Raw genomic sequence first — 14,110 nt, 5'->3', positions numbered from 1 at the left:
CATGAGTGACGTGCTGCTGGTCGTCGTGGACGCCGCGAATGTCGTCGGGTCGGTGCCGGACGGGTGGTGGCGGGACCGGCGGGGGGCGGCGGAGCGGTTGCGGGACCGGCTGGCGGCGGACGGAGTGCCGGGGCGGGATGGTCCGATGGAGATCGTGCTGGTGGTGGAGGGTGCGGCTCGGGGGGTGGAGTCCGTGCCGGGGGTCCGGGTGGAGTCGGCGGTGGGGAGCGGCGACGACCGGATGGTGGAGCTGGTGGGGCAGGCGGGTGAGCGGCCGGTGCTGGTGGTCACCGCGGATCGTGAACTTCGGCGGAGAGTCGGGGAGTTGGGGGCGGAGGTGGCGGGGCCGCGGACGGTTCGTCCGTGAGCGCCATCCGATGTGCCGCGCTGTGTCGTGTTGCGGCTGGCGGCCCGGTGGGGGCTGGTCGCGCAGTTCCCCGCGCCCCTGGAGGTGGGTCCAGTGCACGTACCTCAGGGGCGCGGGGCTGTATCGATATGCGGCTCCGCCGCGTGGGCGCGACCGGCCACGACGCACCCGCGGCCGACAACGCACCCCTACCGCCGTTTCACATACAGCACCGCCCCATCCACCGTCCCCACCTCCTCGTACCCCACCGCCAACAACCGCCGGAGGCCCCGCACCCGTTCCGGCGCGTACGGCTTTCCGCGGGAGTCGTCCACCACCAGGGCCGCCGAGACCGCCTCCCGCCGGAACACCGTCCACGCACCCCGCACGGCATACCTCTCCCCCACCCGCCCGCCGTCCCGGCCCCCGCTGTAGTTCGTGAGGAGACCCGCCGTCAGATAGCGGGTGGCCGGGGCACGGTCCGCCAGCCAGTACGTCTCCGGGTGCATCCCCCAGATCAGGACCGGATCGCCCGACGGCGTACGGGACGACACCGCCTGCGCGACACGGTGTGCGTGGTCGAGGTCGGTGCGAGGGGCCAGCGCACCCCACGTCAGGAACAGCGCGCACGCGCAGGCCGATGTGAGCACCGCCGTGACCGTGCGGTCGTAAGGCAACGCGCGAAGCGCCCCCGTGGTCAGGAGCGCGACCGGCGGGAGGAGTTGGAGGTAGTAGTGGCCGAAGAAGTGGAGGCCGAGCAGCACCGCCCCCGCCGACGCGAGCAGCCACAGCCACAGATCGGTGGTCGGTGCGCGCCGGGCCCGTACGACGGGCGCGATGAGGCCCGCGCAGGCCACCGCCACGATCCCGGTGTTGGCCAAACCCCTTGCCAGTACGTGGAGTTCGGAGCCGGTCAGCGTCGCGTACGCCTCCGAACCCGTCACCGTCCAGAACAGGAAACCCGCCGGGTCGGTCAGCAGCGCCGCGCACAGTACTGGCGTCAACGCCCCCGCCACGAGCTGCCGCACGCCCCAACTCCCCGCGCCCGAGGCGACGTAAAGCCAGAGCACGGGCAGCAGCACCGCCCCGCCCGTCTGCTTCGTGAGGAACGCGCAGACGACCGCCGTTCCCGCCGCACCCCAGCGCCGCCGGTCCGCGCACCACATCGCGGCGGCCGTGCAGGGCAGGAGGAACACCTCGAAGGTCGCCGCTTGCGCGTCCTCGGGGTTCAGGCCGACGGAGATCAGCAGGTACAGCACTCCGGCGGTACGGCCGGACGTTTCGCCCCAGCGGCGGCGGGCCAGGGAGGCCAGCAGGGCGGCGGTGAGGAGTTGGGCCAGGACCGCCAGGACCCGCACCCCGGCCAGCGTGCCGGAGCCCGTCACCGTGAACGCGGCCTCGTAGAGCCACGGCACGAACGGCGGCTTGCGGTCGACGACCGTCTCGTAGAGCTGTCCGCCCTGCGCCAACAGCCGTGCCTGTACGGCGAGATAGCCCTCGTCCGGGTTCCAGAGGGGGCGCGTGAAGGACGGGACTCGCGTCACGCAGGCCAGGGCCGCGAGCGGGGGCAGCAGTCGGCTCCAGTATGCCGTACGGGAATCGGATACGGAACGTGACGGGAGCAGGAGCTCTGCGGGCATGAGCAGCACGCTATCCGGCCCCGCACATCCTGACCGAACAGGACATACAGGGCCGGGGAGGTGGAACGTATGTGTTACTCCGTGTTGTCGGCCGTCGCCGCTGTGCGCTGTCCGAGACGGCTGTGGCTACGGCCGTAGAGGAAGTAGACGAGGAAGCCGATGACCATCCAGAGCGCGAACCGCAGCCAGGTCTCGGTCGGCAGGTTGAGCATCAGCCAGAGGGAGGCCAGGACCGACAGGATCGGGACGACCGGCACCCAGGGGGTGCGGAAGGCGCGGGGCAGGTCGGGGCGGGACTTGCGGAGGATGACCACGCCGATGGCGACCACCACGAACGCGAACAGGGTGCCGATGTTGACCAGTTCGGCGAGTTCGCTGAGGGGTGTGAAGCCGGCGACGATCGCGATGATCACGCCGAGCAGGATGGTCGGACGGTGCGGTGTCCTGTACTTCGGGTGGACGTGGGAGAAGAACGTCGGCAGCAGTCCGTCGCGGCTCATCGCGAAGAAGACCCGGGTCTGGCCCAGGAGCAGGATCATGCAGACCGTCGTCAGGCCGACGGCGGCGCCGAAGCTGATGAAGCCCGCGAACCAGGGGTGGCCGGTGGCCTTGAAGGCGTCGGCCAGCGGGGCCGTGATGGACAGGTCGGTGTACTTCTGCATGCCCGTCACGACGATCGAGACGGCGACGTAGAGGGTCGTGCAGATGAGGAGGGAGCCAAGGATGCCGCGGGGCATGTCGCGCTGCGGGTTCCTGGTCTCCTCGGCGGCCGTGGCCACGACGTCGAAGCCGATGAACGCGAAGAAGACGACGGAGGCGGCGGTGAAGATGCCCATCACGCCGAAGTTGGAGGGCGCCCAGCCGAACATCAGCTGGATCAGCGGCGACTGGAGACTGTCGCCGGCCGGCACCTCCTGCGCCTTCGGGATGAACGGGTCGTAGTGGTCGCCCTCGATGAAGAAGGCGCCCGCGATGATCACGGTCAGCACGACCGTCACCTTGATGGCGACGACGATCGACGTCACGCGCGCGGAGAGCTTGGTGCCGAGCACGAGGATGCCGGTCAGCACCAGGACGAGCGCGGCGGCGAGGATGTCGAAGCCGAAGCCGTCGGCCCCGTCGCGGCTGCCGAGCGCCTCCGGCAGATGCCAGCCCGCGTTGTCCAGCAGCGAGGCGATGTAGCCGGACCAGCCGACGGACACCACCGCCGTGCCCAGCGCGAACTCCAGGACGAGGTCCCAGCCGATGATCCAGGCGGGCAGTTCACCGAGGGAGGCGTAGGAGAAGGTGTACGCCGATCCCGCCACCGGGACGGTGGAGGCGAACTCGGCGTAGCAGAGCGCGGCGAGCGCGCAGACGACACCGGCCACGACGAAGGCCAGAGCCACCGCCGGTCCGGCGTTGTTCTTGGCGACGGTGCCGGTCAGGACGAAGATGCCGGTGCCGATGATGACGCCGACACCGAAGACGGTCAGATCCAGCGCGGACAAGGACTTCTTGAGCGCGTGCTCTGGCTCCTCGGTATCGAGGATGGACTGCTCGACCTTCTTCGTCCGGAAGAGGGTGCTGCTCACGGGTACCTCCCACGCTGTGTCGTCCTCGACATGATCGAGAGGGGGCGTAGGTCGTATGCCCCGGCGCGGGGGGATTCACGCGAATGGGCCGGCCGTACCACTCGTGACAGTGGTACGGCCGGCCCATTCGGCCGTGTCAGTCGCGGGCGGGCTCCGCCTCGGCCGCGCTGTCGCTGTACCGCCCGTCCAGCTTGGAGACCAGGCCGGTGACCTGGCGGGCGATGTCGGGGGCGGTGAGCCCGATCTCCGCCATGACCTCGGCACGGGAGGCGTGGTCGAGGAAGCGCGGCGGGATGCCGAAGTCGCGCAGCGGGACGTCGACGCCCGCGTCACGCAGGGCCTGTGCGATCGCCGAGCCGACGCCGCCGACCCGGCTGTTGTCCTCGACGGTGACGACCACGCGGTGCCGCTCGGCGAGCGGGGCCATGGCCTCGTCGACGGGCTTGACCCAGCGCGGGTCGACGACGGTGGTGGAGATGCCCTGCTTGTCGAGGAGCGTGGCGATCTCCAGGCACATGGGGGCGAGGGCGCCGACCGAGACGAGGAGCACATCGGGCGTGCCGGTCCCCGATTCGCGCAGGACGTCCATGCCTCCGACGGTGCCCACGGCGGGTACGGCGGGACCCACGACGCCCTTGGAGTAGCGCACCACGGTCGGCGCGTCGTCGACCTGGACGGCCTCGCGCAGCTGGGCGCGCAGCTGTTCGGCGTCGCGCGGGGCGGCGAGCCGGAGCGTCGGGACGACCTGGAGCATCGACATGTCCCACATGCCGTTGTGGGAGGCGCCGTCGTCGCCGGTGACGCCGGCCCGGTCGAGCACGAAGGTCACACCGCACTTGTGCAGGGCGACGTCCATGAGGACCTGGTCGAAGGCACGGTTGAGGAAGGTGGCGTAGACGGCGAAGACGGGGTGCAGGCCGCCGGTCGCGAGGCCCGCCGCCGACACGGCCGCGTGCTGCTCGGCGATGCCGACGTCGTAGATGCGCTCCGGGAAGGTGTCCGCGAACTTCTTCAGCCCGACCGGCTGGAGCATGGCCGCGGTGATCGCGACGATGTCCTCGCGCTCCCGGCCCAGCTTGACCATCTCGTCGCCGAAGACGGAGGTCCAGCTGGCGGCGGAGGCCTTGATCGGCAGGCCGGTGTCGGGGTGGATGGGGCCGATGCCGTGGAAGCGGTCGGCCTCGTCCTGCTCGGCGGGCTCGTAGCCGCGGCCCTTCTCGGTGAGGCAGTGCACGATGACCGGCCCGCCGAACCGCTTGGCGCGGGCCAGCGCCGACTCCAGCGCCTCGAGGTCGTGGCCGTCGATGGGGCCGACGTACTTCAGGCCGAGGTCCTCGAACATGCCCTGGGGCGCGATGAAGTCCTTGAGGCCCTTCTTGGCCCCGTGCAGGGTCTCGTAGAGGGGCCTGCCGACGACGGGGGTGCGCTCCAGCAGGTCCTTGCCGCGGGCGAGGAAGCGCTCGTAGCCGTCGGTGGTGCGCAGGGTGGCCAGGTGGTTGGCGAGGCCGCCGATGGTCGGCGCGTAGGACCGCTCGTTGTCGTTGACGACGATGACCAGCGGCCGGTCCTTGGCGTCGGCGATGTTGTTCAGCGCCTCCCAGGCCATACCGCCGGTCAGGGCACCGTCACCGATCACGGCGACGACGTGGTCGTCCCGTTTGAGCACCTGGTTGGCTTTCGCGAGCCCGTCGGCCCAGCCGAGGACGGTCGAGGCGTGGCTGTTCTCGATGACGTCGTGCTCGGACTCGGCGCGCGAGGGGTAGCCGGACAGGCCGCCCTTGGAGCGCAGCCTGGAGAAGTCCTGCCGCCCCGTGAGCAGCTTGTGCACATACGCCTGGTGGCCGGTGTCGAAGAGCACCCGGTCCCTGGGCGAGTCGAACACCCGGTGCAGGGCGATGGTCAGCTCGACCACACCGAGGTTGGGGCCGAGGTGGCCGCCGGTCTTGGAGACCGCGCCGACGAGGAAGCTCCTGATCTCCTCCGCCAGCTGGTCCAGCTCCTCAAGGCTGAGCCGGTCCAGATCACGCGGTCCCCTGATGCGGGTCAGCAGCGGCACCCGTGCCTCCTTGCAGTAGAGCTGATCGAGCTTTGCCGGGCGTGTCGAGTCTAATGTTCTACGAGAACAAATCTTGCCCGGCACCTTGTGGGTGCCGGGCAAGAGGATCGACCCGAAGGGGCGCGATCAGGCGCTATCCGCGACCGGCCGCCTTCTGAGACTTTCGAGACACCGAGTCGATGACGACCGCTCCCAGCAGAACACCACCGGTGATCATGTACTGGATCGACTGGTTCATGTTCAGCAGGTCAAGACCCGTCTGGATCGACTGGATCACCAGCATGCCGAGCAGCGCCGACCACACCGAGCCACGCCCGCCGAACAGCGACGTACCGCCGATGACGGCCGCCGCGATGGCGAGCATCAGCGTGTTGCCGCCGCCGGCGCTCAGCGTCGCGCTCGCGGTCTGACCGGCGAAGAACATACCGCCGATCGCCGCGAATCCACCGGAGATGGCGAACACGGTGATACGGATCAACGGCACGTTGATACCCGCACGGCGGGCCGCCTCGATGCCGCCGCCGACCGCGAAGACCTTGCGGCCGTACGTGGTGCGACGCAGCACGAAGTCCACGATCACCAGCGCCGCCAGGAAGATCACCAGCGCGTTGGAGACACCGGCGGCGTCGTTCAGCACGTACGCGGCGAGGAAGGACGCCAGCGCGAGCACCCCGACGCGCAGCAGGATCTCGCTGGTCGGCCGGAACGGCACGTTTGCGGCCTTGCGGCGGCGCTGATCATTGATGTTGCCGACGAGGCTCAGTACGACACCGAGGCCCGCCAGCAGGTACGCGCCGATGATGGCCTGGTCCATGAAGAACGAGCTCTGGCCCAGCAGGTGGATCGGACCGGAGTCGGACGGGATGTTGATGGTGCCGCTGGAGCCCAGCAGCCACAGCATCAGGCCGTTCCAGCCGAGGAAGCCGGCCAGGGTCACGACGAACGCCGGTACGCCGATCTTCGCGAAGAACCAGCCCTGCAGCGCGCCGATGCCGATACCGACGAGGACCGCCAGGACCAGCGACAGCCAGACGCCCACGCCGTGTTCCACCGAGAACACGGCGAACAGGGTGGAGGCCAGACCGCTGACCGAACCGACCGACAGGTCGATCTCACCGAGCAGCAGGACGAACACCAGGCCGATGGCGAGCATGCCGGTGGCCGACATGTAGTAACTGATGTTCGAGACGTTGTCGGCGCTGAGGAAGCGGTCGTTCTGCAGCTGGAAGATCGTCCAGATGACGATCAGGCCGACCACGACCGGCAGCGAGCCCAGCTCACCGCCCTTGACCTTGCGCGTGAACTCGGTCCAGTAGCCCTTGAGGCCCTCTTCGCGGACCAGCAGCCGGGGGTCGACCACCGAGACCGGCGCGGCGGTGGGATCGTCGGAGGGGGCGACCGTCGACTGGTGCGCCTGCCCCTTCGTCCCGGCATCCGCCTTGGAAACCTTGGATGTGTCGCTCACTTCGCGGCCTCCGTGCTGCGACGCCCCGCACGACGGGTCACGGCGTTGTCCGTGGCACCCGTGATCGCGGAGATGATCTCTTCCTGACTGGTGTCCTTCACCGAGAAGGAACCGTTGTTCCTGCCCAGCCGCAGCACGGCGACGGTGTCGGCGACGGCCTTCACGTCGGCCATGTTGTGGCTGATGAGGATGACGCCGAGGTTGCGCTCGCGCAGCCGCTCGACGAGGTCGAGGACCTGTGCGGTCTGCTCGACACCGAGGGCGGCGGTGGGCTCGTCCAGGATCACGACCTTGGGGTCGCCGATCAGGGCGCGCGCGATGGCGACGACCTGGCGCTGACCGCCGGAGAGGCTCGCGATCGGGATGCGCACACTCGGGATGCGGATGGAGAGCGTGTTCAGCAGCTCGCGGGCCTTCTGCTCCATCGAGACCTCGTCGATGATGCCGCGGCGCAGCAGCTCGCGTCCGAGGTAGAGGTTGCCCACCACGTCGAGGTTGTCGCACAGGGCGAGGTCCTGGTAGACCGTCGCGACGCCGAGTCCCTGGGCGTCGTGCGGCTTGTTGATGCTGACCGGGCTGCCGTCCCACTCGATGATGCCCTCATCGATGGGATGCACACCGGCGATCGTCTTGACCAGCGTGGACTTTCCAGCGCCGTTGTCGCCGACGAGGGCGACCACTTCACCGGCGTGGACCTCCAGTTCGACATCGGTGAGGGCCTGCACCGCACCGAATCGCTTGGAGACTCCGCGCAACGCCAGCACGGGCGTAGCGGACACGTTAACCATCTCCTTCGCCGCCTGACCGGCGGGGATGCCGCGCTTGGGGTAAGGCGCGGAAGGGTGTGCTTTTAGCACTTACTTACGAGTTGTGCTGTCAGCACGGATTTACAAGTCGAACATGCGCGCGGCCGATGCCTCTTGGCAACGGCTGCGTCCGCCATGCTTCCGTCCGGCGCCCGCCCCGCAGCGGGGTATGAAGGCGGTGCGGGCGCCGGACAGGCTCTGTGCCTGCCTGTCGGGGCGGGTCCGTGGAAGGACTCGCCCCGGGGCTCAGCGGCTCTTACTGAAGGCCGGCCTTCTTGCACGCGGCGGCGTAGTCCGCGGTGCAGATGTCGGCGACGGTGTACAGACCGTCCTTGACGACCGTGTCGTTGATGTTCTTGACGGTCACCGAGACCGGGGTCAGCAGCTTGGCCTGGACCTTGTCACCGGAGCCGCTGGTGACCTCGGTGTCGGCCAGGGACTTGATGTCCTTGCCCTGGAGCAGGTTGACCGCGAGCTCGGCGGCGGTGTCGGCCTCCGGCTTGTAGGCCTTGTAGACCGTGGCGGACTGGGTGCCGGCGACGATCCGCTGGATGGCCGCGAGCTCGGCGTCCTGACCGGTCAGCGGGATGGTGCTGATGCCCGCGCCCTTGAGGGTGTTGGCGATACCACCGGCCATGCCGTCGTTGGCGGCGTAGACGCCCGCGATGTTCTTGGCGCCCAGCTGGGTGATGGCCGCGGACACCTTCTGCGCGGCGACGGTGTCCTTCCACAGGCCGGACTGCTCGTAGGCGATGTCGACCTTGCCGTCGAGGACCTTGTGCGCGCCTTCCTTGAACTGCGCGGCGTTCGGGTCGGCGTCGTCACCGTTGATCATGACGACCTTGGACTTCGGGGTCGCCTTGGAGCCGAGCGCGTCGAGCAGGGCCTGACCCTGGAGCTCGCCGACCTTGACGTTGTCGAAGGAGACGTACGCGGAGACCGGGCCCTGGGCCAGACGGTCGTACGCGACGACCTTGACGCCCTTGCTCACCGCGGAGGCGATGGAGGACTTGATGGCGGCGGAGTCCTGCGCCGAGACCACGATCACCTTGACGCCCTTGGTGACCATGCTGCTCATCTGCTGGGCCTGCTTGGCCGGGTCGGCCGCGGCGTTGGCGTAGGAGACGGTGCAGTCGCTGCACAGCTCCTTGACCTTGTCCTCGAAGTACGGCTTGTCGAACTTCTCGTACCGCGCCGTGACGTTGTCGGGCAGGAGCAGGCCGATCGACTTGCCGCCCGAGCCCGAGCTGCTGCTGTCGCTGCCGTTGTCGTCGTCGCCGGCCTTGCCACAGGCGGCGGCCGAGACGGCGAGCGCCGAAATCGCTACGGATACGGCCACACGACGCATGAGCGTGTTCACTTTTGAAACCTCCCTGACGAGGCCGCGTCGTTGCGGCCGAGGTGGCTGGAAGTCAACTCGGCCGCACGTGCGACGTCAAGAAGTAAATACTTAACGAGATGGCAACGGCGTCCTGCGTTCTCTAAGTGAAGGCAGGTGTCGCTGCATGCAGCGTGCTGTCCAAAAGGGTCGAATCACCCATCTCGCTGAGGGCGAGGGCGAGTGCTCCGAGCACCTCCGCACGACCTCCAAGTGCCCCGGGAAGCACGCTCAGTTGACGTGCCGCACTGGGGATCGCATAGCGGCCGACGGACTCCCTGATCGGCCCGAGCACCAGCTCACCGGCCTCGGCGAGATCACCGCCCAGGACGACTCGGCTCGGGTTCAGCAAGTTGCAGAGATTGGCGACTCCACTGCCGATATGTCGGCCGACGTCGGCGATCACCCGACGGCAGCCAGGATCTCCGTCCCGTGCGAGTCGAACAACGCCCTCCATGGTGAGATCGGTGCCGTGGCTGGACTGGAGGAGCGGGAGCACATAGCGCGCTGCCGCGAAGGTCTCCAGACAGCCGCGGTTGCCGCAACGGCAGACGGGCCCGGACTCATCAAGAGTAATATGCCCGATTTCTCCCGCTGTGCCACCCGGGCCCCGGTAGATCGTGCCGTTGATCACCAGTCCGGCACCCACACCGCTCGCGACCTTGATGTAAGCCAGGTCCCGCACTCCCCGGCCGCTGCCCCAGACCAGCTCACCGAGGGCGCCCAGGTTGGCGTCGTTGTCCACGTGCACGGGCACGCCCAGGCGCCCCTGGAGCTCCTCGGCGGGCTTGGTGCCGATCCAGCCCGGCAGGATGGCGGAGGAGCCCAGGGAGCCGGACTCCAGGTCGATGGGGCCGGGCACACCGAGGCCCACCCCGGCGATCTTCGAGCGGTCCACGCCGGTCGCCTCGATCAGCCGGTTGACCAGCTGTTCCGCCCGGTCGAAGCCCTGGGTGGAGGAGGCGTCCACGTCCAGCGGCTCGGACTCCTCGGCCAGCACCTGATGGGCGAGGTTCCCGACCGCGACGCGCAGATGGGTATGCCCGAAGTCCACCCCTATGACGATGCCGGCGTCCCCGCTCAGGGAGACCGCGCGGGCCCGCCTGCCACCCGCCGAGGTGGGCGTGACCTCGACGGTTCCGCCCTCCTTGAGCTCGCGGACGATGTTGGAGACGGTCGCTGCGGACAGTCCCGTGGTGCGTGCGATCTCCGCCTGCGTGAGCGACCCGGCCAGCCGGACGGCACGTACGACCCGCTCCAGGTTGGCTCGGTGCAGTGATGACTGCGACCCCGGAGTCTCCACGACGACCTCCTGCGCGCGGGACCGCAGCGATGAGGCCCCGTCTATGTCCAACTAGTGAACTCTAAGCTGAGCCGTTAGGGTCGCCTCCCGTCAAGAGGTTGAACAGTATCTGCGTTCTTGCCCATGCCGAGGGGGCGCCGCCCGTTCAAGATCCGGACCTTGAAGGGGTGACGCCCGTGCGGGCGGCCGAGGTCTACTTCAGGGCGCCCGCCGTCAGCCCGGCCACCACCTGTCGCTGGAAGATGATGTAGGCCACGAGGACCGGGATCATCGCCATCACCAGACCGGCGAACAGGCCCGACCAGTCGCCCTTGTAGCCCTGGCTGGCCGCGAGTTGCACCAGCCCCTGGGTCAGCACCCGTTTGTCCGGGTCGGTGTTGAGCACCGTCGGCAGCATGTACTGGTTCCACTGTCCCAGGAAGTTGAAGATCCCCACGCTGATCAGGCCCGGCTTGGCCATCGGCAGCATGATCTGGAAGAACGTCCTGGAATGCGAGGCCCCGTCCACGAAGGCCGCTTCCGCCACCGAGGTCGGCAGGGTGCGGAAGAACGCGGTCAGGAAGAAGACCGTGAACGGCAGTGAATAGGCGATGTAGACCAGGATCAGCCCGTGGATCGTGTTCAGCAGGCCCATGTTGTTCACGACGTAGAACAGCGGGACCAGCGCCAGCATGATCGGGAAGCTCATGCCGCCGATGAACAGGAAGTAGATGAAACGGTTGCCCGGGAAATCGAACCGGGCCAGCACATACGCCGCCATCGAGCCGAGCACCAGGGTGCCGATGAGCGAACCCGCCACCACCAGAATGGTGTTGAGGAAGTAATCGCTCATGTTGGCGTCGGTCCAGGCCCGCGACCAGTTGTCGAAGTGCAGCTTGTCCGGCAGCGCCCAGGGCGAGTTGAAGATGGCGCTGTCGTCCTTGAAGGACGTCATCACCGCCCACAGCAGCGGCATCACGACCATGAACGCCCACAGGATGAGCATTCCGTGCGAGAAGACGTTGAGGACGCCGCCCTCCTTCTTCTCCTTCCGGGCCGGGCCACTTCGAGTGTCGGTCTTGGCGACGGGAGCACCGGACTCGGCCGGTACGGGGGCAGGGGTTTCGGTCGTCTTCATCGGATCAGTACTCCAGCCGCTCGCGCCGGCCCAGCCGCATCACCAGGGCGGCGAACGCCAGCGTGACGACGAGCAGGGCGACGCCGATGGTGGTGGCATAGGCGGCCTGTCCGTCACGGAACGCCTTCTGGTACACGTACAGGACCATGACGGTGGTCGAGTAGTCGGGGCCGCCGGGCCCGGTCGTCATGATCTGTACGACCGCGAACGACTCGGCGCCGAGGGCCAGGATGCCCATGTAGACCCAGCCGGACTGCACGGTGTCCCACAGCAGCGGCAGGGTGATCCGGAAGAACGTGCTGGCCCGCCCCGCACCGTCGAGCAGCGCGGCCTCGTACAGGTCCGCCGGGATGGAGGCCATACCGGCGCTGAACAGGACCACGAAGAAGCCGACCGTGGACCACACCAGGACCGCCATGACGGCCCACAGGGCGAGGCTCGGGTCGCCCAGCCACAGCGGCTGGATGCTGCCGAGCCCGATTCCGCGCAGGATCGAGTTGATGGCACCGCTGTCCGGGTTGTACGCGAAGGCGAACAACAGGGCGACGATCGCGATCGAGAGGACCTGCGGGAAGAAATACACGATCTTGTAGAAGGAGGAGCCCCGGACACCGGTGACGACCGGGCCTCCCCTTCTCTTCCGCCCGCCGACATTGATCATGAAGGAGAAGAACAGCGCCAGGCTGATCGTCACCACCGGCAGCACGAGCGCGAAGATCAAGCTGTGCTGCAAGGACTTCCAGAAGATCGGGTCGTCCAGCATCCTCCGGTAGTTGTCCAGGCCGACCATCTTGAATTCGGGGCTCAGGCCGGTCCAGTCCGTGAACGAGTAGTAGATGGACTGGATGAACGGCCAGACCACGAATAGCGCGTACAGTCCCAGGGGCAGCGCCAGAAACCCCACGATGAACCGGTACTTGCCGTGCTGCATCGCCGCTCCGTTGCCGTTACTGGTGCTTGTAGTGCTTGATCGACGAGTCCTTCGCGGCCGCGTCGGCGTAGCCCTGGATCTTCTTGATGGCCTCCGCCGGCGTGAGCCGCCCGGCCATCATCTCGCCGAGGCCCGCCACACCGATCTGCTCCTTCTGGAGCTGGACGTACCAGTCCTGCAGACGCGGGTTGACCACGTTGTCGCCGGCCTTCTCCAGCGCGGCCACACCGGACTTGAGGCCCGGGGTGAGGGTGATGCCGTCGGTGCCGCCGTTGTAGGCGGTCAGGGACTTCACCTTGGACGTGAAGTTCTTCGAGGACGCCTCGCTGAGCATGATGCGCAGCTGCTCCATGCCGCCCGCGGTGTTCTTCGCCTTGGCGGGGACGATGAAGGGCTCACCGCCGGAGGCCCAGATGGTGCCGAAGGGCATCTTGTCGGAGGAGTCGATACCGGTGGGCGCGGAGACCGCGAGGTCGAAGTCCTTGGGGATGACGTTGGCCGACTCGTTCTCCACCCAGGAGCCGTTCGGGATGAACAGCGCCTTGCCCTGGGCCCAGGCGGTCTGCGACTGGATGTGGTCGAGGCCGGGGGTGCCCTTCAGGACGTAGCCCTTCTTGTAGAGCTCGTAGTAGGCCTCGAAACACGCCTTGACCGCCGGGTTCTTCCAGGCGTTCGGCTCCAGGTTGTCGATGGCGTCGAGGACCTCGACACCGCCGACCTTGGCGATCATCGGGTAGAGCGAGAAGGGGAGGTAGTACGGGTACTTGCCCGCGTACGTCCAGCCCGCCATGCCCTTCTTCTTGGCCTTCTCGCACACCGCGAGCATCTGGTCCCAGGTCTCCGGGTACTGCTCGTCGAGCGAGTCGAGGGCCTTCTGGGAGTACCAGACGCCGTAGACCGTGTAGGCGTAGTACATGATCCACACCGGGTCGCCGTCGAACTGGCCCATCTCGACGATGCCGGGGCGCAGGGTGTCGCGGACCTTCTTGCTCGGGTCGTCGTAGGAAGGGGCGTCCAGGAGCGGGGTGAGGTCGGCGAGCTGGCTCTTGCCGACCAGGACGCCCATGTCCATCTGCTCGGCGCCGGAGTTGTCGATGAGGTCCGGCGGGGTGCCCTGGTTGAAGCGGGGCTGGAGCGTGGACTGGATCTTCTGGGTGGCGGAGAACTTCACCTTGGCCTTGGGGAAGTTCGTCTCGTAGATCTTCACGGCGTCCTCGGCGTACTCCTTGCCGAAGCCGCCGTCGAACAGGACGAACTCCATCTGGGCGGTGTCGTTGACGGCCAGGGGGTTCTTCGCGGTCTTCTTGCCCGCCTTGGCCTTGTCGCCGCTGTCGTCGCCGCCGCTGCTGGCGCACGCGGACAGAAAACTCATCGTCGGGACGGAGATCAGACCGAGTGCGGCCGACCGCTTGATCAGATCGCGGCGGCCTACACCCGCGCTGCCGTTGTTGCTGTTCTCGGCGGAAGTGGATCCCATGCTCAAGTCCTCGCCTT

The 14,110-nt window shown here is 67.9% G+C and carries 11 protein-coding genes; 1 reads left to right on the top strand and 10 read right to left on the bottom strand.

What is annotated here, in order from left to right; translation table 11 throughout:
* Position 1: 1 nt before the first annotated feature.
* Complete coding sequence (locus RNB18_RS19660; RefSeq protein WP_311715377.1) at positions 2 to 367, top strand: NTP pyrophosphohydrolase; 366 nt, start codon at positions 2 to 4, stop codon at positions 365 to 367.
* Between the two features lie 188 nt (positions 368 to 555).
* Here the strand turns inward: RNB18_RS19660 and RNB18_RS19655 are convergent, their stop codons facing one another.
* The 10 genes from RNB18_RS19655 to ngcE all read right to left on the bottom strand — a co-directional run bounded on the left by RNB18_RS19655 (position 556) and on the right by ngcE (position 14,093).
* Complete coding sequence (locus RNB18_RS19655) at positions 556 to 1,986, bottom strand: ArnT family glycosyltransferase (protein WP_311715376.1); 1,431 nt, start codon at positions 1,984 to 1,986, stop codon at positions 556 to 558.
* 74 nt (positions 1,987 to 2,060) lie between these two features.
* On the bottom strand, positions 2,061 to 3,560 hold the full coding sequence (locus RNB18_RS19650; RefSeq protein ID WP_311715375.1) for an amino acid permease: 1,500 nt from the start codon (positions 3,558 to 3,560) through the stop codon (positions 2,061 to 2,063).
* A gap of 136 nt (positions 3,561 to 3,696) precedes the next feature.
* Positions 3,697 to 5,616, bottom strand: a complete 1,920-nt coding sequence (gene dxs / locus RNB18_RS19645; RefSeq protein ID WP_311715374.1) for a 1-deoxy-D-xylulose-5-phosphate synthase — start codon at positions 5,614 to 5,616, stop codon at positions 3,697 to 3,699.
* 133 nt (positions 5,617 to 5,749) lie between these two features.
* Positions 5,750 to 7,081 (bottom strand): sugar ABC transporter permease, encoded by a 1,332-nt coding sequence (locus RNB18_RS19640; RefSeq protein WP_311715373.1) that lies wholly within the window; start codon positions 7,079 to 7,081, stop codon positions 5,750 to 5,752.
* The gene (locus RNB18_RS19635) at positions 7,078 to 7,869 is read right to left on the bottom strand and encodes an ATP-binding cassette domain-containing protein (protein WP_057611193.1); all 792 of its coding nucleotides are present in this window, start codon (positions 7,867 to 7,869) and stop codon (positions 7,078 to 7,080) included. The genes RNB18_RS19640 and RNB18_RS19635 overlap by 4 nt, the downstream gene beginning before the upstream one ends.
* Positions 7,870 to 8,143: 274 nt before the next feature.
* Complete coding sequence (locus RNB18_RS19630) at positions 8,144 to 9,235, bottom strand: sugar ABC transporter substrate-binding protein (protein ID WP_311715626.1); 1,092 nt, start codon at positions 9,233 to 9,235, stop codon at positions 8,144 to 8,146.
* Between the two features lie 133 nt (positions 9,236 to 9,368).
* The gene (locus RNB18_RS19625) at positions 9,369 to 10,568 is read right to left on the bottom strand and encodes an ROK family transcriptional regulator (RefSeq protein ID WP_311715625.1); all 1,200 of its coding nucleotides are present in this window, start codon (positions 10,566 to 10,568) and stop codon (positions 9,369 to 9,371) included.
* A 193-nt stretch (positions 10,569 to 10,761) separates the two neighbouring features.
* Positions 10,762 to 11,685, bottom strand: a complete 924-nt coding sequence (locus RNB18_RS19620; RefSeq protein WP_311715372.1) for a carbohydrate ABC transporter permease — start codon at positions 11,683 to 11,685, stop codon at positions 10,762 to 10,764.
* Positions 11,686 to 11,689: 4 nt separating this feature from the next.
* Entirely contained in the window at positions 11,690 to 12,616 is a 927-nt protein-coding gene (locus tag RNB18_RS19615; RefSeq protein ID WP_266509283.1) for a carbohydrate ABC transporter permease, read from the bottom strand.
* Between the two features lie 16 nt (positions 12,617 to 12,632).
* Positions 12,633 to 14,093 carry an N-acetylglucosamine/diacetylchitobiose ABC transporter substrate-binding protein gene (ngcE, locus tag RNB18_RS19610; RefSeq protein ID WP_311715371.1) on the bottom strand — a complete coding sequence of 487 codons (1,461 nt, stop codon included), beginning with the start codon at positions 14,091 to 14,093 and terminating at the stop codon, positions 12,633 to 12,635.
* Positions 14,094 to 14,110: the final 17 nt, after the last annotated feature.

This window comes from Streptomyces doebereineriae (genome assembly GCF_031845645.1).
In the GTDB taxonomy this organism is placed as follows: Bacteria; Actinomycetota; Actinomycetes; order Streptomycetales; family Streptomycetaceae; genus Streptomyces; species Streptomyces canus.
The sequence above is the reverse complement of the archived record's forward strand: the minus strand, read 5'-3'. Positions and strand labels throughout refer to the sequence as shown.

Bases quoted from the DNA above. Each gene is read 5' to 3' on its own strand.
- RNB18_RS19660 (WP_311715377.1), top strand. From the start codon at position 2: ATGAGTGACGTGCTGCTGGTCGTCGTGGACGCCGCGAATGTCGTCGGG.
- RNB18_RS19655 (WP_311715376.1), bottom strand. From the start codon at position 1,986: ATGCCCGCAGAGCTCCTGCTCCCGTCACGTTCCGTATCCGATTCCCGT.
- RNB18_RS19635 (WP_057611193.1), bottom strand. From the start codon at position 7,869: ATGGTTAACGTGTCCGCTACGCCCGTGCTGGCGTTGCGCGGAGTCTCC.
- RNB18_RS19630 (WP_311715626.1), bottom strand. From the start codon at position 9,235: ATGCGTCGTGTGGCCGTATCCGTAGCGATTTCGGCGCTCGCCGTCTCG.
- RNB18_RS19620 (WP_311715372.1), bottom strand. From the start codon at position 11,685: ATGAAGACGACCGAAACCCCTGCCCCCGTACCGGCCGAGTCCGGTGCT.
- RNB18_RS19615 (WP_266509283.1), bottom strand. From the start codon at position 12,616: ATGCAGCACGGCAAGTACCGGTTCATCGTGGGGTTTCTGGCGCTGCCC.
- ngcE (WP_311715371.1), bottom strand. From the start codon at position 14,093: ATGGGATCCACTTCCGCCGAGAACAGCAACAACGGCAGCGCGGGTGTA.